Origin of the sequence: Syntrophothermus lipocalidus DSM 12680 (assembly GCF_000092405.1) — a bacterium.
Lineage (GTDB): Bacteria > Bacillota > Syntrophomonadia > Syntrophomonadales > Syntrophothermaceae > Syntrophothermus > Syntrophothermus lipocalidus.
The window spans coordinates 1,881,598-1,902,237 of the sequence record NC_014220.1 but is presented as its reverse complement, the minus strand read 5'-3'; the positions used below and the strand labels follow the sequence as shown (position 1 = coordinate 1,902,237).

The following is a 20,640-nucleotide window of genomic DNA, read 5'->3' as shown; positions in this document are numbered from 1 at the left end:
CCGTTGGTATCTGTGCAAATCTGTGGCTCTTATACCATTTCGGAAAGGAGAGAGTGAAAGTGAGTATTATCACCGAGGTTTACGCCAGAGAAATACTGGATTCGCGGGGAAACCCGACGGTGGAGGTCGAGGTCCTTTTAGAAGATGGGACCATGGGACGGGCTGCGGTTCCTTCCGGCGCGTCCACTGGTGCTTTTGAGGCGGTGGAACTGCGGGATGGGGACGCAGAGCGTTTCGGCGGCAAAGGCGTGCTGAATGCGGTGGATAACGTCAACACGGTCATCGCCCCGGAGGTTGTGGGGATGGATGCGCTCGACCAGGTGGGGATTGACCGGTTGATGATTGACCTCGATGGGACTGACAACAAGGGCAAGCTGGGAGCTAACGCTATCTTAGGCGTGTCGATGGCTGTGGCGCGGGCTGCTGCTTCCTACCTATCCATGCCGCTTTACCAGTACCTGGGCGGCGTAAACGCCAAAGAACTGCCGATCCCGCAAATGAACATCTTGAACGGCGGCAAGCACGCGGATAATAATGTGGACATTCAAGAATTCTTGATCCTACCGGTAGGAGCTACTTCTTTTGCCGAGGCCCTGCGCATGGGGGTGGAGGTCTACCATACCCTGAAGAAGGTATTGAGTAAAAAAGGGTTTTCTACTTCCATCGGGGATGAAGGAGGATTTGCTCCCAACTTGCCTTCGAATGAAGCCGCGATTGAAGTAATTTTGGAGGCTATTAAAACGGCGGGGTACAAGCCGGGGAAGGATATTTACCTGGGACTGGATGTTGCTGCCAATGAGATTTTCAAGGACGGGAAATACGTTTTTGCCAGCACCGGCCAAGAGCTGACCGCCGATGAGGTGGTCGAGTTTTACGATGGCCTTGTGCGTAAGTATCCTATCATATCCCTGGAAGACGGGCTGCAGGAAGAAGACTGGGAAGGGTGGAAAAAGCTCACCCGTAAGCTGGGCAAGAAGATTCAGATCGTCGGAGATGATATTTTCGTAACCAATCCCCAGCGTTTTACCACAGGAATAAAAAAGGGTGTGGCCAACAGCATACTTATCAAACTGAATCAGATAGGCACGGTCACTGAGACCTTGGATACGATTGAAATGGCTAAAAGAGCCGGTTACACCTGTGTAGTATCCCACCGTTCCGGGGAGACGGAGGACACCTTCATCGCTGACCTGGTAGTAGCGACCAACGTAGGGCAGATAAAGACCGGGGCTCCGGCCAGGACTGACCGGGTAGCGAAATACAACCAGCTGTTGCGGATAGAAGAAGAATTAAGCGATATCGGGCTGTATCGTGGGTTGGGGGTTTTCTATAATTTACAAAAATGAATACATTTTTGCACCCGCGTGTGCTACAATGTGTTTAGTTTGGACTAGTCTTGGCACAGGAGGTGAAGTTATTGCTCAAAATCATAGTTACAGCTTTGCAGGTGCTGGTGGGGCTCGGGTTGATCTCCACGGTTATCCTGCAATCAGGTCGCAGCGCGGGTATTTCTGGGGCTATTGCCGGCGGGGCCGAAGCCATATTCGGGCGTAAGAAGAGCAAGGGGCTGGACGAATTACTCAACCGGCTCACAACCGTTCTGGCCGTACTTTTTATGATCCTTACGCTAACTCTGGCGCTGATGGGATAACGGATATCACAACTTAAGAAAGGGTGAAACCAGTAGCAATGGATGTAACTGCAATCATTCCGGTATCAGGCATATTCGCCTTGTTGTTCGTCGCTTATTTGACATGGAGCATATTCAAGATGGACCGGGGCACGGCAGATATGCAGAATGTTGCCGATGCCATTCGGGAAGGCGCTTATGCCTTTCTTAGAAGACAGTACGGGACGATTATGACCCTGGCCGTGGTGGTGGCCGTTCTGCTGTACTTTGTTACATCGAAGCAGACGGTAGGGCCCGCAGGCAAACAGGTGGTCATAGGATACCGTACAGCACTGGCCTTTTTCCTGGGAGCTACTTGCTCGGCTATCGCAGGGTTTATTGGCATGTACGTGGCTGTTAACTCAAACATAAGGGCTGCAGCAGGAGCCTTGCGTAGCTTCCCAGACTCTCTTAAGGCTTCGTTCCGGGGCGGAGCTGTAACAGGCTTAGCGGTTACCGCTCTGAGCCTCCTGGGTGTATGGGGCCTGTTCACGGCTTACGGGGGCAGAACCAATCCGGAAATTGCCCCTCTACTCATAGTTGGGTACGGATTCGGCGCCAGTTTTGTGGCCTTGTTTGCCCAGCTGGGCGGCGGGATCTATACGAAGGCAGCTGACGTGGGGGCGGACATCGTAGGGAAGGTAGAGGCCGGGATTCCCGAAGACGACCCCCGCAACCCGGCAGTGGTGGCTGACCTGGTTGGGGATAACGTTGGGGACTGTGCCGGTCGTGGAGCCGACCTGTTTGAATCCACGGCAGCCGAAAACATAGGGGCAATGGTGTTAGGAATCGCTTTGTACCCTGTATTCGGGGTTAATGGTTTATTGTTCCCGCTGGTGGCCCGTGCTTTTGGGATTATCGCCTCCATAATCGGCATCATGTGCGTGCGCGGGAAAGAAAACGAAGACCCGATGTGGGCCCTAAACCGCGGGTACTTCGTGACAACCCTGTTCTGTGTAATCTTCCTCTACTACGTGGTCAACAACATGCTGACCGGCGTCAATCCCGAGACCGGTCAAGCCATAAAATCCATGAACTTCTTCTGGTGCGCCATCATCGGGGTTGCCTTGAGCTATATTTTTGTTCTCTTGACCCAGTACTATACAGACATTCATTTCCGACCAGTAAAAGAGATCGCCAAGGCTTGTACCACTGGACCTGCAACTACTATTATCCAGGGAACTGCGGTAGGAATGGAGAGCGTTGCCCTGCCCGTAATATTCATCTCGGCAGCGATTTACGGCGCATATACCTTAGGGGCAACTAGCGGGCTTGGAGCCGAAGGCGGTCTTTACGGGACTGCCGTAGCCACTATGGGCATGCTATCGACCTGTGCATTCATACTGGCTATGGACACCTTCGGACCGATTACCGACAATGCCGGGGGGATCGCCGAGATGTCTGGGGCACCCGAGACGGTTCGCTTAAGAACAGACCGGTTGGATGCCTGCGGCAACACCTGTAAGGCTCTGACCAAGGGGTACGCCATCGGCAGTGCGGCTCTGGCCACGTTCTTGCTGTTCCGGGCTTACCTGGACGAAGTGGTCATCAAAGTGCAAGCGCTTCCTGCGGAAAAAATAGCTGCCAACCCTGAACTGCAGATGATCGGGAAGCACCTGCCCGTTGACATAGGGAACGTGAAGGTGTTCATCGGTGCTTTTGTAGCCCTGATGCTGGTATTTCTCTTCAGCTCGACTGCCATCCGAGCTGTGGGCAACGCCGCTCAATCGGTTATTATCGAGGTAAGAAGGCAGTTCCGGGAGATCCCGGGGTTGATGGAAGGGAAGGCTAAGCCGGAATATGGACGTTGCGTAGACATAGTAACTGCCCGGGCTTTGAAGGAAATGGTTCTGCCAGGTATGCTGGTGGTAGTTACTCCTATCCTGGTCGGAATCCTGCTAGGACCGGCGGCAGCAGCTGCTTTCCTGATGGTGGGTACCATCGGCGGGGTCGTGGTTGCGCTGTACCTCAACAACGGCGGCGGTGCTTGGGACAATGCCAAGAAACTTATCGAGCTCGGACACTACGGCGGTAAAGGTTCGGAAGCGCATGCGGCCGGGGTGGTAGGCGATACAGTGGGTGACCCGTTCAAAGATACAGCCGGGCCATCCTTGCACGTTCTGGTCAAGCTGATAAGCACCATTACTCTGGTCTTAGTAGGAAGTTTCTTCATGTTCATATAAGTTAGGCGTTTGGGCGCGGGGTGGGAATACCACCCCCTTTTTGGTTTTGGGGAGGAGAGGATCGTGGACAACGTCCATCCCAAGGCAGAACCGTTTCTCCTAACCGGGAACTCGGGAACATGCATTCTGTTAATTCATGGTTTTACTTCTTCTCCATCTGAGCTGAGGGAATTGGGAGAAAGACTGAACCAACAGGGCTTCACCGTGAGGGCACCCTTATTGCCTGGGCACGGGTCGAGCCCGGTTGACCTCAATGAGACTACCTGGCGCGATTGGTACGGTAAGGTGAAAGGGGAGGTAGAAGGTCTGCAATCTCTTTGCAGTTCGCTGTTTCTGGTGGGGCTGTCCATGGGTGGACTGTTAGCCCTGAAGGCTGCGGCCGAGTTAGAAGGGATAAGGGGAGTAGTTACGATTAACGCTCCTATTTTTTTCAAAGGTTCCCTGGTGCCGTTTGCTCGCATCCTGAGGTTCATCAGACCGTATATGCCCAAGAAACTGGATGACAACTACCGCATTATGAGGGAACAGGACCGGTTTGCTTATGACGAGATACCGGTAAAGGCGTTTTTGAGTGTTAGGGAGTTGTCAAGACAGGTGGTCAGGGACTTGAAAAACGTCAAGGTGCCGGTTCTGATTTTTCAATCCAAGAACGACGAGTCTATCGAGGAGAGAAGTGCTCTGGTTATCAGGGGCCAAGTGGGGAGCCAAGAAGAAAACCTTATATGGCTTGAAAAATCGAGTCATGTGGCTACAATGGGGCCTGAGTTATCGTTCATAACTAGAGAGATATGTCGGTTTATTCATAAACATACCAATTAGAGGACATTACAACCATATGTAACAGGGAGGTTTCGCACGGCATGACTAGGGATGAAGCGCTTAAACTTTTGAAAAGATACCTTAAAAACAAGAACCTGTTCAACCACTGCCTGGCGGTGGAGGCCATAATGCGCGGTGTGGCCCGGCATTTCGATGAAGATGAGGAAGAGTTCGGATTGGCTGGGCTTTTGCACGACATAGACTACGATTCCACCGCTAACGATCTGTCGCGCCATTCTCTGGTAGGTAGTGAGATGCTGGCTCAAGAGGGGCTTCCCCCAGAAATCGTTTACGCGGTGAAGGTCCACAACGACGCCCACGGTCTGGAGCGTAAGTCACTGCTTGACAAGGCCTTGTACGCCGCGGACCCCGTAAGCGGGTTCATCGTGGCCGCAGCTCTTATCCGGCCGGAGAAAAAGCTGGAGGTCGTAGATGTGGATTTTTTGCTGAACCGCTTCAAAGAGAAGTCGTTTGCCCGGGGAGCCCGGCGGGAACAGATGGCTGCCTGCGAGGAGTTTGGCATGAGCTTGCCCGAGTTTTTGGAATTATCTCTGAGGAGCATGCAGGCAATAGCGCCTGCCTTGGGACTATAAATTCAGGAAAAGTTGAGAGTGAGGCAGATTTTATTTGATAACCCGCGATGAGATAATCGCCTATATGGAACAGAAGAGCTACCGGCCCCTCGGGTACCTGGAGCTTAAGGAAGCCCTGAACGTCTCCGAGGAAGATGAGACGGCTTTTGCCCGGTTGTTGGGCCGGATGGAAAAGGAAGGCGATATCGTCCAGACCCGGAAGGGAAAGTATGGATTGCCCCGGATGATGAACCTCGTTCGAGGCGTCATTTCCATTAGTCCCAGGGGATTCGGAATCCTGAGGCCTGACGAACACACCGAAGGAGAGATATTCGTTTATGGAAGGGATCTCAACGGGGCCATGCATCACGACCGGGTGATGGTGCGGATTAACCGCACAGGAGCGGGAGGTCAGCGCCCGGAAGGCGAAGTAATTCGGGCGCTAGAGAGGGCTCACCGGCAGGTGGTGGGGACGTTCCGAAAACTCAGGCCGCTGCCCCAGGTCATCCCCGATGATCCGCGTTTGCTCTATCCGGTTTACGTCAAACCCAAGACTAAGATGAGGGTGAACGATGGCGATAAGGTCCTGGTAGAAATCACGGTTTGGCCCGACAAGGACCGGTATCCGGAAGGCAGAATAATCGAGGTACTGGGCGGTAAAGGGGAACCAGGACTGGATGTGCTGTGCATAATAAGAAAATTTCAGCTTCGAGACGAATTCCCAAGCCAGGTCGTGAAAGAAGCTCGACGGGTAGCGGTTTTACCGGGCGAAGACGAATTAGCTCAGAGGCGGGATCTTCGCGAGTGGAAGATGGTGACCATTGACGGCGAAGATGCAAAGGACCTCGATGATGCGGTTTCGATTGAAAGAACACAAGGGGGTTATCGCCTCGGGGTTCATATTGCCGATGTTTCTCATTACGTGAGCGAAGGCGGTGTTTTGGATAAGGAAGCTTTCAGAAGAGGAACCAGCGTGTACCTTACAGACAGGGTCCTGCCCATGCTTCCCCCAGAGCTATCAAACGGAATATGCAGCCTCAACGCGGGGGAGGACCGCCTGGCAGTCAGTGTAGTTATGGACATAGACGAAAAAGGAGAGGTAAGGAATTACGAGATTTTCAAATCTGTCATCCGGGTCAAAGAGAGGATGACCTACACTGACGTGAACAAGATACTTCTGGAAAACGACCCGGATCTTCGGACGCGTTACTCGGAACTAGTGCCTGATTTTGAAGTCATGGGGGAACTCTGCCGGATATTGCGAAAACGACGCATGGACAAAGGTGCTTTGGACTTCGATTTTCCCGAGACTAAGATAATTGTGGACGAAAAAGGGTGGCCAGTCGCCGTGGCCAGGATGGAGCGGCAGTTGGCCGAGATGATAATCGAGGAATTCATGATCAAGGCCAATGAAGTCGTGGCTGAGCACCTGTACAGTCTGAAAGTTCCAACTCTTTACCGGGTTCACGAAAGACCGGACGAGGACAGCATTAGGGAACTGAACCGCGTACTCGGGGTGTTTGGACACCGCGTAGCAGAGCGAGAGGTTCAGCCGAAGCATTTCCAGGAGATACTTGAAAAGATAAAGGACAGGCCGGAGGAGAGAACGGTCAGCACTATAATCTTGCGTTCGATGCGGCATGCCCGGTATGCTCCGCAACCCTTAGGCCATTTCGGCCTGGCGTCTGCATATTATACCCACTTCACTTCCCCCATCCGGCGTTATCCGGACTTAGTTGTGCACCGGGTTCTCACTTACTTGCTGGAAAAGGGAGCGATACCAGCCAAGAAACGAACGGCCTGGGAGATGAAGATGCCGCTTTGCGGCGAACACTCGACACTGAGAGAGATAACAGCCGAAGAGGCGGAACGGGAATCGGCGGACCTGAAGAAAGCCCAGTACATGAAGCAGTTCGTAGGCGAATTCTTCGACGCTGTTGTTTCTTCGGTAACCTCTTTCGGCCTTTTCGTGGAACTGGAGAACACTGTTGAGGGACTTGTCCACGTGTCGTCTATGGCCGATGATTATTACGAGTTCGATGACCGCAGCTTCAGTTTGACAGGCAGGCACACGGGTAAACGGTTCCGCATCGGTGACCGGGTGAGGGTACAACTGGTCAACGTGAACATCGACGAAGCTAAGATAGACTTTGAACTTGCAGGCTAGCGACGCCAGACGCGAGCCGCTCGAAGGCTTTGGCTTTGGTTGACGAGTGCTCGCGACGTGTTATATAATGGGAATGCGAAGCAAAGGAAATCATGCAAGTAACCCTGGCTGGAGAAAGAGAAGCTTCAAGCTCGAGTCGGGGTTTATTTTATCTGCCGAAGGTGGGTTTCAGAATGAGCAAGGAAGGTTATAAAGTAGTGATTGAGAACCGCAAAGCCCGCCATAATTATCATATTGAAGAAACGTATGAAGCCGGCCTTTGCTTGGTAGGGACCGAAGTAAAGTCCTTGCGAGAAGGAAAAGGGAATATACAGGACGCTTATGCAGAGGTCAAGGACGGGGAAGTATGGGTGAACAACTTCCATATAAGCCCCTATGAGAAGGGCAACAGGTTCAACCACGAACCTAAACGGCCCAAGAAACTGCTTTTACACCGCCGGGAGATAAACCGTCTCTACGGTTTGGTTCAGAAAAAAGGTTATACGCTCGTCCCTTTGCGAATATATTTCAAAGACGGAAAAGCTAAGATGGCCCTGGCGGTGGCCCGCGGCAAGAAGATGCACGACAAACGTGAGGACATGGTAGCGCGGGATGTGAAGCGGGAGATTGAACGGGCCATGAAGGCCAAATAAACTATGAGGGGGCGTAATGGTTTCGACGGGGGAATAGATGGGTTGAGTAGCGAGCCGAGTTGCCGCCAGCTCGTTAAAACGGCGGGAAAACAATAACTGCCAACAACGAATTAGCTCTGGCAGCTTAGTGCTGCCACGTCCGGCTGGCCAGCCCTACGGGTCAGTGCAGGGCGTCACCTAGTAGGGATACTCTGGAAGCCTTTCTCCCTGGGGGCCTTCAAGGGAAACACACAGGGATAGCCTGAGGGTAGCCTGTCTGTGGGCGGCCTGAGGGCGAAAAGCAAAACACAGACTGCGCTCGGAGAGACTCGGCTGGTCTTTCTTCCGGACGGGGGTTCGACTCCCCCCGCCTCCACCATGCGTATCCACAGTCACCTTAAAGGTGATCTCGATAGATTCGGGATTTACGACGACTTTCTCGATGAACCTTTCGAGAACCTGTTTGATCTGAACAGGGTCCTTGGAGCGAAGCAATTCCCGTTGTGCCTTAAGATAGGCAGCTATATTTTCAAGGGAAAACGTGCTCTGTTCATGCCTGTGGCGCCATTCGAGAAGCCTTGCTTCGAGGATGGCCTTTCGCATTTCTAGGGATTTGAGCTGTTCTACTAGCGTCTTTATTTGTCCGCCAATGGTTATGGCTTCGACTACGTTCGTGATTTGCTGTTCCACCGTTCGTATTTCTTGCGCAAGGTACTTATTCTCGCCTTCAGTGTCCTTTAGCTCCCGTATATATTGCTTATACAGCCGAGATGCCAGCTTGCGGATCGCACGAGTGCTGAACACTTCCTCTTCCAGCCTCTCAATTACATATGCTTCGATCTCTTCTTTATTGACTTTGCGTGCGCTGCACTGTTTTGTACGCCAGGCATTGTTGCAGTGATAGTAACATCTGCGGCGGTATTCCCGACTGACGCGGGTATGATAGCTGCCCGAAGTGCCGACCATCCGCGAGTCACATTTCCCGCAATAAATAAGGCCTGAGAGCAGGTACGCTTCTCTGGCTCTGTAGGAGCCGCTGGCGGCCTGGGCCAGTCTCCTGTTTCTCTCCAACCTGGCCTGTGCCTTTCGGAATAATTCTTCTGTGACGATCGCCGGTATCCCTCCCGGGATTTCAATTATTTCTTCCGGCGGCTTCGATGCGTGGTTGTTCCGCTTCCCATCCGGGGACTTCCGGGCTGAGCGGTTAAACGTAAAGTATCCCGCATACTTCTTGTTGCGGAGTATATCATGGATACTGTTTTTCCCGAAGGGACGGCCCGTTTTCGTTTTGAGCCCGCGCTTATTAAGTTCGTCTATTATCCGGTTATAACTGTACCCGTCCGCATACATGCTGAAAATCAGCCGCACAGCTTCCGCTTCTGCTTCATTGACTATGTAGTTTCGTTCTTTGTCCACATCGTAGCCCAGGGGTGGGGTCCCACCGGTATGCTTACACTGGAAGGCCGTTTCTTTCATACCTTTCATGACTTCGCGCGCCAAATTCTTGCTGTAATATTCGGACATGCCTTCGATGAGGGATTCAAGAAGGACAGACTCCGGACTGTCGTCCAAGCGTTCTAGAACGGATTCTACCCGTACACCAGCCCGGCGCAGCTCGCGCTTGTAAAATGCGCTGTCATAGCGGTTCCGGGCGAAGCGGTCCAGTTTATGGACCAGGACAACATCTACTACCAGCCGCTTGGCCTTTATGTCCGCTATCATCTGGAGAAACCCGGGCCTATCGTCCGTCTGCGCACTCCTGGCCTCATCGGTATATACCTTTACGACGGTATAGCCCTGCCGTTCCGCGTACTCCGTGCAGGCCCGGACTTGGGCAGTTATAGATTCTTCCCGTTGGTTATCGCTTGAGTAACGGGCATAGATCACTGCTTTCATTGTGTTCCCCTGTCCTTACTATTTATCTTCTAAACTAAACATGAGGCCACAAGGATGGTGATCAGAGAGTCGAACAACCTAAACATAACAAAACCTTCTACTCGTGGCTTTGGCAGTAGGTCTGTTATAAGACGTCTCGCCTTAGTGTTTCGTATTCTTCGGGCGATATATCTATATCCCGTAGAATCTTCCTGATTAGACCTCTGGCTAAGTCTTCGCCTTTGTGGAACGGGACAACTGTACACCGTCCATCGGGATGGGCAAACATCACATGGCTTCCTGCCTGTCTTTTACGCTGGAATCCCAAATGAATCAATATGCGCTCCATGTCTTCAGCAGAGATGACGGCAAGCCTCGTCATGGCAGTACCTCGATCTGGTAAACACCTATTAGTTTCTCAGTTGTAGGAACTATATCCCCGGCCTCGTCAAGGTAAAGGCTGATGGCTTCTTGAATCCGTTTCTCCAAGTCGGCCAGGTTATCTGCCTGGGTATGGCAGCCAGGCAGAGATGGTACTGATGCGATATACTTTCCATCCTCGTCCTGTTCGATAATGACCAAAAAGCGACGGGACATTCTGTTTCCCCCCTTTTGCCTTCCCTACCAGAGCACCAATAACTTGGTTTATTTTATGCTCTTGTTTATCCTGCCGTCCATGGTCTGAGTCACCGCAGCGGTTTTTGTTTGGTTAAGTTTCTCAATCTCCCGTATCAACCGCGGGCGGTCCCACAGTTGCACATCAGTATAACCGCTTGCTTCCTCTATCATTTCGCGCGTGAAGTACTGGTTCGTGACCACTATGCCCCGTGGAGCCTTGTAATACTTCATGGCTCTCAAGACTTCACCAAGTACCTTCACCCCAACTTTCCTTCCCGGAGCAAGTTTTTTGGCCTGCACTGCTATTGTGAGTGGTCCTTTCTGCAAAATTAAATCTGCTCCCTTGTCTTTGAAGCCTCGCTGTAGTTGTACTTTATACCCCATCTGCTTGAATTTAACACTCAGCCATTGTTCAAATTCTCTGCCGGACATTCTATCCGTTTTGTCAACGCCAGTTCTACGTGCCCGTGCGTTAAAGTGAACCCTAACCAACCATCTAATGAAAGAGGGCATGATAGCAAGTGCATAGAGCATCAGGAAGAACTTGTGTGTTAGTACTTGCCATAAAGGACGAAAAAAATACATGAATTGCTCAAATGGGTCAGTACCAAACTCCATGTCATCCGGTCTCCCACAGTTAGTTAAACCGCTAAACTCGTTATTCCCCTTCCGCTTTGCGCTTATCTTTGTCTAGGTCCTCTAATCCAGCGGACGTTTCGTCGTGCTTGGGATTAAGCTTCTGCTTTGTTCGCAACCATTCTATATATTGTAGTGCGTCCTGCTTCATCTCTTCGTCTAAGTCGCTTATGTCTATAATGTCTTTTGTTAAGGCACTATCCATCGCCTCTCTCAGTGTTGTTTCGAGATCGCTTACTAATCGTCCCTTTTCTTCGTCTGCGACATTAGCGAGTTTTTCGAGCAGTGCCAAAATAACAGCCGGTATCACGATGAGAAGACCAAGTAAAGTCTCCGACGGCATCATGCCGCGGTTATCTTTGAGCATGTCTATAAATGACCTCTTAACGTTGTTTGTAATTCCTCTGGAGGATTTTTCAGCGCTTTCATATGAGACATTTGCCGTGACTTTTGTGTCAAAAGGTTCGCGCGTATCAGTCAAACAGAGAAGATAATCCACCGATACGTTAAAAAACTTCGCGAGCTTTTTCAGCGCCTCACTGTCGGGTAGAGTGTGACCTTTTTCATATTTGGAGATGGCAGCCTTTTGTACGTTAAGAATTTTTCCTAATTGTTCTTGAGTGAGTCCGCGCTCTTCTCTGAGTTGTTTAATGCGGCTTCCCACTGAAGTCAAGGAACAGCACCTCACTTACTCCTTTATTATACAGTTCCGTCGCGGATACTGCTTATAATGTTTCCATCTTTTCAACTTTTTTAATCTCAGGCATTGACAGTTTCTTGCGGAGACACCTATAATGATAATGACAGTATCCCAGCCTGATACAACGGAGGTGACTACAGTGGCGTATCAACGATTACGAGATTTAAGGAAAAGCAAAGGCATATCAGCAAAGCACATGGCCGATTTACTTGGGCTTGTAACCAAAGCTGCATACTACAAAAAAGAATCCGGGATGACGCGGTTCACCTTGCACGAGGCGCGCATTATCGCTCAGAGACTTGGTACAAGCATCGATGAACTTTTTTTTGCCGACGAGGTCTCTTGTAGAGATACAAAAGCGGATACCGAGACTGTATCACAGTACTTCGCTTCTGATTGTCTAATTCCATTCGACAAGGGGGTAGCGCAAAGCAATGTTAACGAGAGACGAATACATCCACCTGCGAAACATCCTTGAAGATCGCATCAACGAGCAGTACGACCTGTTCCTGGAACTTACCGACGGGCCCAATACCGGCTGCGTTGAATCGGCAGTCGAAACCCTTCTTGCCTCGATATCCAAGAATGTGAACATTCTAATGAAACTGGCTGACGTGATCGAAAGCGACTCCATGTATGACAATCGCTGGCTGGAGCACCTCTACAATCGCAAGCACGAATGGCTCAATACGAAAACCGTGCGAGACCGGGCAAGCGCGGTCTGAAGACCCTTTGTGCCCGGTTTTTTGCTCGCGTTTCTTGATGTCATTTTAGCACTACTGGTTTTATTTCCCAAGTGAGAGGGGGGGTGCACAAATGGCGTCAAGAAGGACCACGAATACCGAACCGGCGGCTGAGATAAAGAAACCCGTCGGAAAGGAGAGGAGATGTTAGAGATGCCCGTACACTATCTGACCATCATTGCTGCCCGCCAGAAGGGAAAACGCGGCAGGGAAACGTACCGTGAGGTGGCGCGCGTTCTCGGACCAGAAGTACCGGACATGACGGAGGACGAGTACTACGACGAGCTCGCAAGGCTGATGTGGCCAATGATAAAGGCTGGGCTGTTCGCAAGCACCCCACAGGATGCGCCAATACAAAGGAGCGAAAATAAGGAGGTGCAAGACAGATGAAAACCTGTCTGAATTGTTTACACCGACACGGTCTCAACATGTCTAAATGCATACCATGCTGGACCAGGCAAGACTTTTCGAACTGGCAGTTTGGTGGCCGGACCGACCAAGAGCGTACTAGCAACGATAACGAGTGAGGAAGGTGAATCAAGAATGCGGTTAATAGCAAGAGCGGCTTTATATGAATTGCAGCCGGAAATCGTACAAAGAAAAAGAAACGACCGCATGAAAAGCGGCCACGCAATACTACCGGCTAGATTATACCATAAGCAAAACCAATACGGCAAAAACTCTTGCAAATTGCCTAAGACTATGCCTCCGGGTTTGTTTCTAAGAGGAGGTGCTCACAAATAGTGTTTCGGTTTCGGATCGGTTCGTGCAAATTCAAACGTACAGGGAACGACAAATGGGAATACGGTATTGCTATAAATGACGGTGAGTACATCATAGGCGCGGATGGGTACAAGGTACAGGCAGACGATGTGTTAGGATGGCGCCCAACTTCCGGATTGGCGATAGATTTCGACGCATTAGAAACGTACCTGCCCATTCTCACTGCGTTACTTGCCCGACTGACTGAAAAGGAGGCGAAAGAATGTACTGCCCGATAAAGTCTCTTCTGTTTGACACGGTTTGCGGCTTTGACGAAGCTGAGTTGGAATGTAACCGGCACATCGCGGGGAAGGGGTCCACCTGGTACATCGAAGATCATGGTTGCTGTGCACTGGTCCAGCTTGGCTCTTCGCTGACCAGACTTTCAACCATGCAGAGACTCAGGTTGACGGAAAGGAGGCATAAACAGTGAACAAGGAACGCCTGTACGCGCTTGAAACCTGTCTCTTCCGACGCAATGGAGACGGTGAATGGGAGCCCGGAATAATGCTCAACGATGGTCATGTTGGCATTCTGGACCAGTACGGTTCGTTCGTCGACGAATGCTGGGAAGTTAAAAGGGTGCCCGGGATTAACCTGGTCCTGGATGTGTTTCTCTCCGAGGAATACTGCAACCGTTTTGTTACCTCGAGGACAAAATAGCGGGAGGAGATCACTTTGCAGAAACCCAAACCCGATGATGACATAATCCAGTGGGTACATGACAAGCTGGGCGTCACTAATAAGCACTTTATGCCGAAACTTGCTCCCGAGCTTCGCTCAAAGTTCGTCGTAGCACCGCAAACACCGCCAGAATATGTGCCAAAGGCTGCACACAGGTGGTGTCCCTATTGTGGAAAAGGGACTCGGTTTCCATACGACGCATATCTTGGCATTCATCGGTGCGAGCTATGCGGGATAACCGAAAACGATTATTACGTTCGAAGTGCCAATCGATCGTGGCCGTCTAAGCGATGATGGCCACGCACATTCGTCCCCGTCGCCACTGACACTGGTGTTGGGCGACGACCGGGATATTCACAAAGGAGGGTGACCATGCGCAGGGCGGTGGGAATAACCTCATATTACAACGGACAAGTAAGGCGCTTCACAGCAACACCCTTCGACGAAAGCACCATCCAATATACCAAAACTCAAAGCGACGACCACCTCCAGTTAGAACGGCTAGAACATTCAATGGAGCTCATAGGGCGAATAATAGCACTTGCGGCGCTCGCGTTGGGTGCTGCCGTACTCATTGTTCAAATAGGAATTTGGCGGAGCTGGTGGTGACCATGATATTTATTACCGGCGATACAAGGAACACCAAACTCATAACAATTTTGCGGCATTATGGGTGGGGGAGGATGGTAATAAATAAGAAAATCCATCCCTACCCGGGGGAACCATGGGGTTTTGACAACGGTGCCTTTCGCGATTGGCGAAGTGGCAAACCCTTTGATGAGGTCGCATTTATGCACCGGTTGGACATGGCGTATTCCATTGGGACACCTTATATGGCAGTGGTTCCAGACATAGTTGCCGGCGGCAAACGAAGTCTCGAGTTTTCCCTTCGTTGGTTAGAACGATTGCCGCGACAGTGGCCGTGGTATCTGGCCGTGCAGGACGGGATCCAACTTCAGGACGTGGAAGAGGTCCTACCTCTTTTTTCCGGCATTCTGCTTGGGGGAACCGATCGGTTCAAAACTACTGCCTGGTATTGGAAACAGCTTGCTCACAAACACAGGAAGAAGTTTCACTATGCCAGGGCTGGAACGCCTAGGAAGATTGAGTTGGCCAGGCAAATCAGTGCGGACTCGGTAGATAGTGCTTTTCCACTTTGGTCTTTTCACCGTTTTGACAGTTTTATCGTTGCCTTCCATGGATCACTGGAACTTACTCTCTTCGGACCGGAAACATGGGCTTTGCACGCGAGCGCGTTTAACAGAGCTCATGCCGTTTAGAAGGAGGGTGAATAGATGGCACAACCCAGGCTTACTATAGTCCCATGCACATTGGCCCAGGCCAACGAGTACATAAGAAGATACCACCGCCACCACGGGCCGGTTCGGGGACATAAATTCAGTCTCGCAGTTGCGGACGAATCGGGTCAAATACGCGGTGTCGCCACTATAGGCAGGCCGGTGGCGCGTGGGCTTGATGACGGCTGGACTTTGGAAGTAACGCGGGTGGCAACTGACGGCTGTCCAAATGCCTGTTCCGCATTATATGCCGCTGCATGGAGGGCAGCACGAGCTCTGGGGTATCGCCGGCTGGTCACATACACTTTGACCACCGAAAGCGGATCGTCTCTATTAGGGGCAGGCTACAAATGCATCGGACTGGCTGGGGGCGGGACCTGGAACAGGCCCAACTGCGGTAGATCCCGCCTGGATAAACACCCTTTGGAGAAAAAGCTGCGATGGGAAGTTTCTGACCGCAGGCCTTATCTTCAGAATGAAGACGTGGGAGGTATCATACCCAATGAAGCCTGAACTTAAACCTCCGCTGAAGTGGTACGGGGGCAAACAGTACCTTGCGTCTAAGTTGGTGCACTTAATCCCGCCACATCACACGTATGTAGAAGTTTTCGGGGGAGCTGCTGCTCTCTTATTCGCCAAACCCCCGGAGCTCTCCCAAATAGAAGTTCTAAACGATATAGACTCCGGCTTGATCAACTTCTACCGGGTTCTCCGGGATCCAGCGAAGTTTTTTGAATTCCAGCGAAAGGTGAACCTTACTCCATTCAGCCGGGAAGAATTCTACTCTTTCCGTGAGAACTGGCACGAGGCTCAGGACGACGTAGAACGTGCCTACCAGTGGTATATTGTCGCTCGAATGTCTTTCTCGGGACACTTCGGCCACTCATGGAGTTTCTGCGTGACGGAATCACGGTGGGGAATTTCGCAAGCGGTGGCAGGTTATCTTTCGGCTATCGACAGGTTACCCGACATCCACGAGCGCATTAGAACAGTTCAGATCGAACACAGGGACTTTCGCGACTTAATCAGGGTGTACGATACTCCCGACACCTTTTTCTACTTGGATCCACCCTATGTGCACTCTGCACGGCGATGGGGGAAGTACGAGCATGAGTTGACCGACGAGGATCACCGCGAGTTGGTCTCTCTAGTCCTTTCTGTCAAAGGAAAGGTGTTATTGAGCGGCTATGACAACGAACTCTACCGTCCCCTGGAAGAGAACGGATGGGTACGGATTGACTGGCTGAGTGTATGTTACGCTATAGGCCGGACTAGAACCGTGACGGCCAAGACAAACTGGAAAGAGTCACAAAAGAGAACCGAAACCGTCTGGATGAATTACAGACCGCCTTCAGTGGCAGGGTCCTTATTTTCGGAGTAGGTGGGGGATACCAACACTATGACACAGGAGTTCACAGTTTTGCAGGTCTTAAGCGGCATGGGCGGCGCGGCACCGGGTTGTCAACAGTCCATAACTAACAAAGGGACATTAGGTTTGACATAATGCACGTAATCAATTTGCTTATTCAATTACGTCCAGAATTTCCAGAACGTATTAAGACAAAAGGAGGACTCGCTTGTGATAGAGCTCAACTGTGATGTATGTCGCAACAGAAACACCTATAAGTGCGATGCATGTATCCATAACGAGGATGTCCTTTTGGAAGATCACTTTGAGGCTTGCCCCGAAACGCTGGCCAAGCTCGAACAGGAGAGGATAGAACAGGTCCAGAAGGCGGCGATAAAAGAATGGATAGCGGTTCCCACTCTATCCGATGCGTTCAGGAGTATCTTCGCTACTGCCAAAAAGTGTACGGCCAAGGAGCATTTCAAGACTTGCTTTATGGGAGTCTTTGTGGCAGATGGGGAACTCGTGGCTTCAGACACACATGAGATACTGGTAATGCTTTTTGCCGATATTCCTTCAGAGCTGCGTAACAGAGTGGTTATCAAACTGGAAGGGGATAAAGCCGGTATTACCACTGAAAAATACCCGGAATACGAACATCTGTTTAATCTTTCTGGCTACGTTTCCGTCCCCATTCATCAGGTTGAAATACGGCCACCTCTGGGGACGGACTTCCCATATAGAAGGTGGCAGGTTCTCTCTCACGGCAGTTTCACTGCCCACGTATCGAAACATTACCTGGATTTGATGAAGGATGTCCTAACTGGTAACGTAATTGTTTCGCATTCGATCGACGATGAATCATTACCTATTCTTTTTACCGGAGAAAACGGGCGGATGCTGGTCATGCCGCTCATCATAGAGTAAGGGCATTGAATCAAAGCGTAAGAGTGAGCAGGCGTGGGTACATAAGCACAGAAACATCAACAGACCCAGAAGTAAACCAGCTCATTGAGCAATATGGTCCACTTGCTGGTCTCCTCTGAGGGCTCTTCGGCGATTATGGATTGTGTGAATTGTCAATATTACGAACCCCATCGCCTATTCCGTAATCCGGGCGGGTTTTTGAGGGTTTGTATCAGCGACAGAGAGCTCATTCAAATGTGCCGATTATATAAGTCGGTATCGCACTGTCCTGTAGAAAGGAGTGTATAAAATCAGAGAGATGATGAGTCACTGGAAGCACGACAAACTTTGTGAAGACCTTGCAATATCATTGGGTGGAACTCCATACCTGAATGTCCCGCTTGGAAGTCGGTTTATGAGGGCCTACGAAAACCAAATAAAATTGTATCGCGCCATAGCGCAGGCTGAAGATTACCAGACAGCGCGCAAAAACCTGCACCAGGTACAAATGGCCGATGTTATGAGAGTATTACCTTCGTATACCCGTTTCTGCGTGTTTATCTACGAGGTGAAGGTGAGCCGCAACGATTTTTTATCTGATATTCGAAGCGGAAAGTGGCGAGGCTATCTCGACCATTGTCACCGCTTCATGTTTGCCATGCCGACCGAGATCGCCACAAAAGACGACATTCCGACAGAAGCGGGACTGATTGTCCGGGGCCCGAAAGGATGGAAGATAGAGAAGTCAGCCCCTTTTCGGGAGATCGATATACCTAAACAAACACTGATGTCCATGTTGTTTATGAAACAGCGAAATTCCCTTCGACAGCGCAATTTATCAAGGGCGTTATACGAAGGCAAGCACTCTCGTTGGAGCGATGAGGCCAAGCACCTGGGTAAGAAGATAGCTAAAGCTCTTGCAAGGTTTGACGAATACGAATTTCTAATTTCCGAAACCAAACAGGCAATAGCTGAGGGTTTAGGTATTGCGCCAGATGGCTGGGAGATATACGAGCTTAGGGAGTTGGTTCGGCAGATCAAGGTAAGGGCTGAGTTATTGCAAATTACTTCAGAGTGGGGGATTAGACCATGAGACTAACCGCCTATTTCACCGACAGAAAGGAGGCCGAGAGCTATGCTCGGTTCATAGCGGGGCGGGCATGGCGCTATGTAAGTAAACTAGAACGCGATTCAAACACGGGGCAATGGATTCTTCATATGTACGACGGCAACTTATACGGGATCAAGGAAGGCAGAATTAAAGGGAGGCCAGAAGGTGAGTAGAAGACGATATATAAGTACAGAAATTTCGTTGGATCCTGAGGTGAACCAGTTAATCGAAGAGTATGGTTTGTTTGCCGGCTTACTTTACACATGGATGATTCCGCACGCCGAAGACAACGCCACCCTGACAGGTGACCCGCGCAAAATATTGCTTCAGGTTGTCCCTGGCATACGATCCGTCACAGTTCAAGATGTCGAAACCGCGCTTGAGGGTATGGTGAAATACGGTCTGATTATGTGGGACAAAGAAGCCTCCTTAATAACTTTTCCAAACTCCTTCTACAAGTACCAATCATATATCAAGGAAGATAAGCGCTTACCACATCGCGCCAATCAGCGCACTTCAGCGCAAATCAGCGAAGAACAGCGCCCAACACCGCAAAACACCGCTTCACCTTCTCCTTCACCTTTACTTACACCTTCTCTTAAAAATAATAATAATTGTGCTTCTGACGAAGCACGCTTGTGTGACCAGTTGCCAGCGAATGAGTTGCCACGCGAGTACGAAAGCACCCCGGCTGAGGTCTCTTCGAAAGCAAACGAAGACGGAGCGTGGCCCGTAGAGGCCGGCAAGGGTGCTGACGACTCGTTAATCATGAGCACCCTGAGTGAGATCTCTTCCAAATCAATCGGAGAGAGGGAGCGGTTTTGCGAAACTGGAAACGGTGCTGCTTCTTTGCGTGCGGGTCCTAAAAACAAACGCGCTGGCATAGGACACTCGACCGTGATATACACCAGAGATTTTGAGGAATTCTGGTCTGTCTATCCGCGGCCAAAAGAAAAGTTGGCGGCGTTCAAGGTGTGGTGCGCGCGGATGAAGGAAGGCCACCTGCCTAGGGACATGATCGAGGCAGCGCAACGATACAGGGAAGAATGCCGGCGAAAAGGGACAGAGGAGCAGTTCATCAAGCTGCCCAAGACGTTCCTGGGCCCCTCCAAACCGTTTCAAGAATATCTAAATGCAGATTACAGAGATCCCGCGGAGGTAGATGAACATGCAAGATATGAACGAGAGCGGTATACCGGGTAAAGCACCGTTAAGCTACCAACTTCTTGCCCAGCAGGAAAGACGCTGTGACACATGCGGCCAGACGTTTGTTAGCACTATTCTCATCAGTCCAACAAACCTGGTGGTGAACGTTCGTGGTCGGTGTCGATGTTCGCCAACTCCGGACGAGGAGCGAGCGTATAGGCTACAACACATGTGCGAGCGCATCGAGATCAGCTTCGGAAAGGACAATTTGCTTAAACGTGATGGACCAAAACTGTCCGAGGTAAAACCCAAGCCGGGGCAGGAACCGGCTCTCCAAAGTCTCAGAGAGTATCTCATCAGGGAACCCCGGAATACGTTGTTGCTTTACGGTCCCCAGGGCAGGGGAAAGACCTATCTGGCGCTTGCTCTCGCCCGAGAACTGGCGGAGAGGCAATATTCGGTGCTGGCTCTCAAGTCCATAGACATGCTCTCGTACGTGCGCCGGAGCACATGGCATCCTGAGAACGGTACCGAAGTTTTGGGTCTTCTAAAGCAGGTGGACCTGCTAGTAATAGACGACATAGGCACCGAGAAAATCACCGACTGGAAGCTGGAGACGCTGTACGCCATCATAGACTACCGTTACGAGCGAAAGCGAAAGGCTACGGTGTTTACCTCAAACCTTACGGGGAAGGAAATGACGGCAAGATTGGGAGGACCTATTACGTCGCGCATATGCGGAGGACTTCAGGTGGCCGTGTCGGGGAAGGACTGGAGGATAGCTTAAGAGAG

The 20,640-nt window shown here is 50.9% G+C and carries 25 protein-coding genes, 1 other RNA gene and 1 pseudogene; 22 read left to right on the top strand and 5 right to left on the bottom strand.

Annotation, left to right across the window (positions count from 1 at the left end; all coding sequences use genetic code 11):
* Positions 1-59: 59 nt before the first annotated feature.
* The 8 genes from eno to ssrA all read left to right on the top strand — a co-directional run bounded on the left by eno (position 60) and on the right by ssrA (position 8,400).
* Positions 60-1,346 carry a phosphopyruvate hydratase gene (eno, locus tag SLIP_RS09170; protein ID WP_013176004.1) on the top strand — a complete coding sequence of 429 codons (1,287 nt, stop codon included), beginning with the start codon at positions 60-62 and terminating at the stop codon, positions 1,344-1,346.
* Between the two features lie 71 nt (positions 1,347-1,417).
* Entirely contained in the window at positions 1,418-1,651 is a 234-nt protein-coding gene (gene secG, locus SLIP_RS09165; RefSeq protein WP_013176003.1) for a preprotein translocase subunit SecG, read from the top strand.
* A 38-nt stretch (positions 1,652-1,689) separates the two neighbouring features.
* Positions 1,690-3,852, top strand: a complete 2,163-nt coding sequence (locus SLIP_RS09160) for a sodium-translocating pyrophosphatase (RefSeq protein WP_013176002.1) — start codon at positions 1,690-1,692, stop codon at positions 3,850-3,852.
* Positions 3,853-3,915: 63 nt separating this feature from the next.
* Positions 3,916-4,671 carry an alpha/beta hydrolase gene (locus SLIP_RS09155; protein ID WP_013176001.1) on the top strand — a complete coding sequence of 252 codons (756 nt, stop codon included), beginning with the start codon at positions 3,916-3,918 and terminating at the stop codon, positions 4,669-4,671.
* Positions 4,672-4,712: 41 nt separating this feature from the next.
* Positions 4,713-5,264 (top strand): HDIG domain-containing metalloprotein, encoded by a 552-nt coding sequence (locus SLIP_RS09150; RefSeq protein ID WP_013176000.1) that lies wholly within the window; start codon positions 4,713-4,715, stop codon positions 5,262-5,264.
* Between the two features lie 34 nt (positions 5,265-5,298).
* Positions 5,299-7,410 carry a ribonuclease R gene (gene rnr / locus SLIP_RS09145; protein ID WP_013175999.1) on the top strand — a complete coding sequence of 704 codons (2,112 nt, stop codon included), beginning with the start codon at positions 5,299-5,301 and terminating at the stop codon, positions 7,408-7,410.
* A gap of 173 nt (positions 7,411-7,583) precedes the next feature.
* The gene (smpB, locus tag SLIP_RS09140) at positions 7,584-8,042 is read left to right on the top strand and encodes an SsrA-binding protein SmpB (RefSeq protein ID WP_013175998.1); all 459 of its coding nucleotides are present in this window, start codon (positions 7,584-7,586) and stop codon (positions 8,040-8,042) included.
* A gap of 7 nt (positions 8,043-8,049) precedes the next feature.
* Positions 8,050-8,400, top strand: a transfer-messenger RNA (tmRNA) gene (gene ssrA / locus SLIP_RS12445).
* Positions 8,401-8,846: 446 nt separating this feature from the next.
* Here ssrA and SLIP_RS09135 read toward each other — a convergent pair.
* The 5 genes and pseudogenes from SLIP_RS09135 to SLIP_RS12165 form a co-directional block, all read right to left on the bottom strand.
* Positions 8,847-9,917 (bottom strand): annotated as a pseudogene (locus SLIP_RS09135) (recombinase family protein); the annotation flags it as partial.
* Between the two features lie 124 nt (positions 9,918-10,041).
* Positions 10,042-10,278 carry a type II toxin-antitoxin system HicA family toxin gene (locus SLIP_RS09130; RefSeq protein ID WP_013175996.1) on the bottom strand — a complete coding sequence of 79 codons (237 nt, stop codon included), beginning with the start codon at positions 10,276-10,278 and terminating at the stop codon, positions 10,042-10,044.
* The gene (locus tag SLIP_RS09125) at positions 10,275-10,493 is read right to left on the bottom strand and encodes a type II toxin-antitoxin system HicB family antitoxin (RefSeq protein ID WP_013175995.1); all 219 of its coding nucleotides are present in this window, start codon (positions 10,491-10,493) and stop codon (positions 10,275-10,277) included. The genes SLIP_RS09130 and SLIP_RS09125 overlap by 4 nt, the downstream gene beginning before the upstream one ends.
* 48 nt (positions 10,494-10,541) lie before the next feature.
* A complete protein-coding gene (locus SLIP_RS12940) occupies positions 10,542-10,946 on the bottom strand; it encodes a restriction endonuclease (protein ID WP_278078300.1) in 405 nt (134 codons plus the stop codon).
* Positions 10,947-11,172: 226 nt separating this feature from the next.
* A complete protein-coding gene (locus SLIP_RS12165; RefSeq protein WP_049765040.1) occupies positions 11,173-11,814 on the bottom strand; it encodes a helix-turn-helix domain-containing protein in 642 nt (213 codons plus the stop codon).
* Positions 11,815-11,944: 130 nt separating this feature from the next.
* On the opposite strand from SLIP_RS12165, the gene SLIP_RS13135 reads away from it, so the two are divergent.
* From SLIP_RS13135 to SLIP_RS09035, 14 genes are all read left to right on the top strand, one after another.
* Positions 11,945-12,328: a helix-turn-helix transcriptional regulator gene (locus SLIP_RS13135; protein WP_013175992.1), complete on the top strand. Its 384-nt coding sequence runs from the start codon at positions 11,945-11,947 to the stop codon at positions 12,326-12,328.
* Positions 12,285-12,575, top strand: coding sequence for a hypothetical protein (locus SLIP_RS09110; RefSeq protein ID WP_013175991.1), 291 nt, complete (start codon positions 12,285-12,287; stop codon positions 12,573-12,575). Before SLIP_RS13135 ends, SLIP_RS09110 begins: the two co-directional genes overlap by 44 nt.
* 171 nt (positions 12,576-12,746) lie before the next feature.
* Positions 12,747-12,983 (top strand): hypothetical protein, encoded by a 237-nt coding sequence (locus SLIP_RS09105; RefSeq protein ID WP_041432976.1) that lies wholly within the window; start codon positions 12,747-12,749, stop codon positions 12,981-12,983.
* 353 nt (positions 12,984-13,336) lie between these two features.
* Entirely contained in the window at positions 13,337-13,594 is a 258-nt protein-coding gene (locus SLIP_RS09095) for a hypothetical protein (RefSeq protein ID WP_013175988.1), read from the top strand.
* Complete coding sequence (locus tag SLIP_RS09090; RefSeq protein ID WP_013175987.1) at positions 13,579-13,788, top strand: hypothetical protein; 210 nt, start codon at positions 13,579-13,581, stop codon at positions 13,786-13,788. The genes SLIP_RS09095 and SLIP_RS09090 overlap by 16 nt, the downstream gene beginning before the upstream one ends.
* Entirely contained in the window at positions 13,785-14,018 is a 234-nt protein-coding gene (locus SLIP_RS09085) for a hypothetical protein (RefSeq protein ID WP_013175986.1), read from the top strand. The genes SLIP_RS09090 and SLIP_RS09085 overlap by 4 nt, the downstream gene beginning before the upstream one ends.
* Positions 14,019-14,830: 812 nt before the next feature.
* Positions 14,831-15,319, top strand: a complete 489-nt coding sequence (locus SLIP_RS12160) for a hypothetical protein (RefSeq protein ID WP_169303761.1) — start codon at positions 14,831-14,833, stop codon at positions 15,317-15,319.
* 15 nt (positions 15,320-15,334) lie between these two features.
* Complete coding sequence (locus SLIP_RS09065) at positions 15,335-15,850, top strand: XF1762 family protein (protein WP_013175983.1); 516 nt, start codon at positions 15,335-15,337, stop codon at positions 15,848-15,850.
* Entirely contained in the window at positions 15,840-16,718 is an 879-nt protein-coding gene (locus SLIP_RS09060; protein WP_013175982.1) for a DNA adenine methylase, read from the top strand. The genes SLIP_RS09065 and SLIP_RS09060 overlap by 11 nt, the downstream gene beginning before the upstream one ends.
* A 198-nt stretch (positions 16,719-16,916) precedes the next feature.
* On the top strand, positions 16,917-17,612 hold the full coding sequence (locus SLIP_RS09055) for a hypothetical protein (RefSeq protein WP_013175981.1): 696 nt from the start codon (positions 16,917-16,919) through the stop codon (positions 17,610-17,612).
* 394 nt (positions 17,613-18,006) lie between these two features.
* Positions 18,007-18,684, top strand: coding sequence for an MmcB family DNA repair protein (locus SLIP_RS09050; RefSeq protein ID WP_041432967.1), 678 nt, complete (start codon positions 18,007-18,009; stop codon positions 18,682-18,684).
* Positions 18,681-18,875, top strand: a complete 195-nt coding sequence (locus tag SLIP_RS09045) for a hypothetical protein (protein WP_013175979.1) — start codon at positions 18,681-18,683, stop codon at positions 18,873-18,875. Before SLIP_RS09050 ends, SLIP_RS09045 begins: the two co-directional genes overlap by 4 nt.
* Before the next feature lie 40 nt (positions 18,876-18,915).
* Positions 18,916-19,905, top strand: a complete 990-nt coding sequence (locus tag SLIP_RS09040) for a hypothetical protein (protein ID WP_148216562.1) — start codon at positions 18,916-18,918, stop codon at positions 19,903-19,905.
* Positions 19,871-20,635, top strand: coding sequence for an ATP-binding protein (locus tag SLIP_RS09035; RefSeq protein WP_013175977.1), 765 nt, complete (start codon positions 19,871-19,873; stop codon positions 20,633-20,635). The genes SLIP_RS09040 and SLIP_RS09035 overlap by 35 nt, the downstream gene beginning before the upstream one ends.
* Positions 20,636-20,640 lie beyond the last annotated feature (5 nt).

What these genes read in the sequence shown, in the direction of transcription:
- SLIP_RS09160 (WP_013176002.1), top strand. Translation starts at nt 1,690, where the DNA reads ATGGATGTAACTGCAATCATTCCGGTATCAGGCATATTCGCCTTGTTG.
- SLIP_RS09150 (WP_013176000.1), top strand. Translation starts at nt 4,713, where the DNA reads ATGACTAGGGATGAAGCGCTTAAACTTTTGAAAAGATACCTTAAAAAC.
- smpB (WP_013175998.1), top strand. Translation starts at nt 7,584, where the DNA reads ATGAGCAAGGAAGGTTATAAAGTAGTGATTGAGAACCGCAAAGCCCGC.
- SLIP_RS09130 (WP_013175996.1), bottom strand. Translation starts at nt 10,278, where the DNA reads ATGACGAGGCTTGCCGTCATCTCTGCTGAAGACATGGAGCGCATATTG.
- SLIP_RS09125 (WP_013175995.1), bottom strand. Translation starts at nt 10,493, where the DNA reads ATGTCCCGTCGCTTTTTGGTCATTATCGAACAGGACGAGGATGGAAAG.
- SLIP_RS12940 (WP_278078300.1), bottom strand. Translation starts at nt 10,946, where the DNA reads ATGTCCGGCAGAGAATTTGAACAATGGCTGAGTGTTAAATTCAAGCAG.
- SLIP_RS13135 (WP_013175992.1), top strand. Translation starts at nt 11,945, where the DNA reads ATGATAATGACAGTATCCCAGCCTGATACAACGGAGGTGACTACAGTG.
- SLIP_RS09110 (WP_013175991.1), top strand. Translation starts at nt 12,285, where the DNA reads ATGTTAACGAGAGACGAATACATCCACCTGCGAAACATCCTTGAAGAT.
- SLIP_RS09105 (WP_041432976.1), top strand. Translation starts at nt 12,747, where the DNA reads ATGCCCGTACACTATCTGACCATCATTGCTGCCCGCCAGAAGGGAAAA.
- SLIP_RS09090 (WP_013175987.1), top strand. Translation starts at nt 13,579, where the DNA reads ATGTACTGCCCGATAAAGTCTCTTCTGTTTGACACGGTTTGCGGCTTT.
- SLIP_RS12160 (WP_169303761.1), top strand. Translation starts at nt 14,831, where the DNA reads ATGCACCGGTTGGACATGGCGTATTCCATTGGGACACCTTATATGGCA.
- SLIP_RS09065 (WP_013175983.1), top strand. Translation starts at nt 15,335, where the DNA reads ATGGCACAACCCAGGCTTACTATAGTCCCATGCACATTGGCCCAGGCC.
- SLIP_RS09060 (WP_013175982.1), top strand. Translation starts at nt 15,840, where the DNA reads ATGAAGCCTGAACTTAAACCTCCGCTGAAGTGGTACGGGGGCAAACAG.
- SLIP_RS09050 (WP_041432967.1), top strand. Translation starts at nt 18,007, where the DNA reads ATGAGGGCCTACGAAAACCAAATAAAATTGTATCGCGCCATAGCGCAG.
- SLIP_RS09045 (WP_013175979.1), top strand. Translation starts at nt 18,681, where the DNA reads ATGAGACTAACCGCCTATTTCACCGACAGAAAGGAGGCCGAGAGCTAT.
- SLIP_RS09035 (WP_013175977.1), top strand. Translation starts at nt 19,871, where the DNA reads ATGCAAGATATGAACGAGAGCGGTATACCGGGTAAAGCACCGTTAAGC.